The sequence below is a fragment of the Streptomyces sp. 13-12-16 genome, assembly GCF_002114215.1.
GTDB lineage: Bacteria > Actinomycetota > Actinomycetes > Streptomycetales > Streptomycetaceae > Streptomyces.
The window spans coordinates 1-2,366 of record NZ_NCTE01000822.1; the positions used below are offsets into that span (position 1 = coordinate 1).

The 2,366-nt window shown below is 69.2% G+C and carries 3 protein-coding genes and 1 pseudogene; all 4 read left to right on the plus strand.

What is annotated here, in order from left to right; genetic code table 11:
* A pseudogene (locus B7767_RS29720) lies at nt 1-436 on the plus strand (aminofutalosine synthase MqnE); the annotation flags it as partial.
* 44 nt (nt 437-480) lie between these two features.
* A complete protein-coding gene (locus B7767_RS29725; protein WP_256923621.1) occupies nt 481-771 on the plus strand; it encodes a ferredoxin in 291 nt (96 codons plus the stop codon).
* Between the two features lie 44 nt (nt 772-815).
* Nucleotides 816-1,721, plus strand: a complete 906-nt coding sequence (locus tag B7767_RS29730; RefSeq protein ID WP_085574856.1) for a menaquinone biosynthetic enzyme MqnA/MqnD family protein — start codon at nt 816-818, stop codon at nt 1,719-1,721.
* A gap of 52 nt (nt 1,722-1,773) precedes the next feature.
* Nucleotides 1,774-2,366: radical SAM protein (locus B7767_RS29735; RefSeq protein WP_143652695.1), on the plus strand; the 593-nt coding region annotated here is incomplete at its 3' end.

Here is a 2,366-nt window from a genome sequence, read left to right on the forward strand (position 1 = left end):
TTTCCAGGTCTTCATCCCGCTGCGCTACCAGCACGACTTCGTGGACGTGAAGGACGGCAAGGTACGCAACCGGCTCCAGGCGCGGACGCAGATGGCGACCGGGGCGGAGGCGCTGAAGACGTTCGCGGTGTCGCGGCTGCTGTTCGACAACGTGCCGCACGTCAAGGTGTTCTGGGTGATGCACGGCGTGCAGACGGCGCAGCTCGCGCTGCAGCACGGGGCGGACGACATGGACGGGTCGGTGGTCGAGTACAAGATCACGCACGACGCGGACGACTTCGGCACGCCGAACAAACTCACCCGTGAGGATCTGCTGGACCTCATCCGCGACGCGGGGTTCCGGCCGGTGGAACGCAACACCCGGTACGAGGTGATCCGGGAGTACGACGGTCCCGACCCGGCGCGCCGGGAGTCCCCCCAGCCGATGCAGGTCTGAACCGGACACCGACCCGCACCGACTCGCAGACCGGAAGGATGATCATGTCAGTCCCCACGGACGAGAACGACCTCGAAGTCTGGATCGACCAGGACCTGTGCACCGGAGACGGCATCTGCGCCCAGTACGCGCCGGATGTCTTCGAGCTGGACGTGGACGGTCTCGCCTACGTCAAGGACGAGGAGGACGAGCTGTGCACCACGCCCGGTGCCGCCGTCCCCGTCCCGCTGTCACTGCTTCGTGACGTGGCGGACTCCGCCAAGGACTGCCCGGGTGACTGCATTCACGTACGTCGCCGCTCGGACCGTGTGGAGGTGTACGGCCCCGACGCCTGAGCCCGCAGTCCCACCCGTCCCCAACCCGCCGAGGAGTTGCCGTCATGGCGGTTTTCCCCACCACCGCACATCCCTTACCGCCCGCGCACGGGCTCCTCCGGCGGCCCAGGGTCGGCCACATCGGTTTCCTCAACAGCTTTCCGCTGTACTGGGGTCTGGCCCGGACCGGTGGTCTGCTCGACATGGACCTGGTCTCCGACACCCCCGACGCTCTGAGCAACGCCCTCGTGGCCGGCGACCTGGACATCGGTCCGATCAGCCTGGTCGAGTTCCTCCGCCATGCCGACGATCTGGTGGTACTGCCGGACATCGCCGTGGGCTGCGACGGGCCCGTGATGTCCTGTCTCATTCTCAGCAGAACGCCACTGGAGCGGTTGGACGGCGCGCCCGTGGCCCTGTGCTCCACCAGCCGTACGTCCGTCCGTCTCGCGGAACTGCTGCTGGCCGAGAGGACGGGCGTCGATCCCGACTACTTCGTGTGTCCACCGGACCTCGGCACGATGCTGTCCCGGGCGCGTGCGGGCGTGCTCATCGGTGACCCCGCCCTGCGGGCTTCGCTGTCGGAGGCGCCCGCCAACGGCCTGGAAGTGCACGACCTCGGACAGATGTGGCGGGACTGGACGGGGTTGCCGTTCGTCTTCGCCGTGTTCGCAGCCCGCCGGGACTTCCTCGCCCGGGAGCCCGAGAAGGTCCACCAGGTACACGAGGCACTGCTCGCCTCCCGGGACGTGGCATTGGAGAACGTGGAGACGGTGTGCCGACGGGCAGCGTCCTGGGTGCCCCACGGTCCCGAGGTCCTCCAGCGCTACTTCACCACCGCCCTCGACTTCCGTCTCGGCCGACGTCAGCTGGCCGGTGTCCGGGAGTTCGCCAGCAGGGCCGGGGGCGGAGCGGCGGGCTTCCCCCGCGAGCTCGACCTGCGGTTGCTCGACGGCGCTGAGGCGCGGTGAGTACCGCATGACACCCATCACCATCGCCGAGGCACGAGAAAGGGCGTCTGCCATGTCGCGGTCCACCCCGGAGCACTCCGAACTCACGGCCGTCCTCGACCGTGCCGCCGCCGGTGGGCGGATCACCCCCGAGGAGGCCCTCGACCTCTACCGCGACGCCCCGCTGCACGCGCTGGGCGCCGCCGCCGACGCCGTGCGCAGGCGCCGGTACGCCGGTACGGAGCACATCGCGACGTACATCATCGAGCGGAACATCAACTACACGAACGTGTGCGTCACGGCGTGCAGGTTCTGCGCCTTCTACGCGGCCCCCAAGGACACCGCCAGGGGCTGGACCCGCGACCTCGACGACATCCTGCGGCGCTGCGCCGAGACCGTCGAGCTCGGCGGCACCCAGATCATGTTCCAGGGCGGGCACCACCCGGACTACGGCGTCGAGTACTACGAGAGGCACTTCGCCGCCATCAAGAAGGAGTTCCCGCAGCTCGTCATCCACAGCCTGGGGGCGAGCGAGGTCGAGCACATGGCGCGGATCAGCGAGGTGGGCGTCGAGGAGGCGATCACCCGCATCCACGCGGCCGGACTCGACTCCTTCGCCGGCGCGGGCGCCGAGCTGCTGCCCGCCCGTCCCCGCAAGGCCATCGC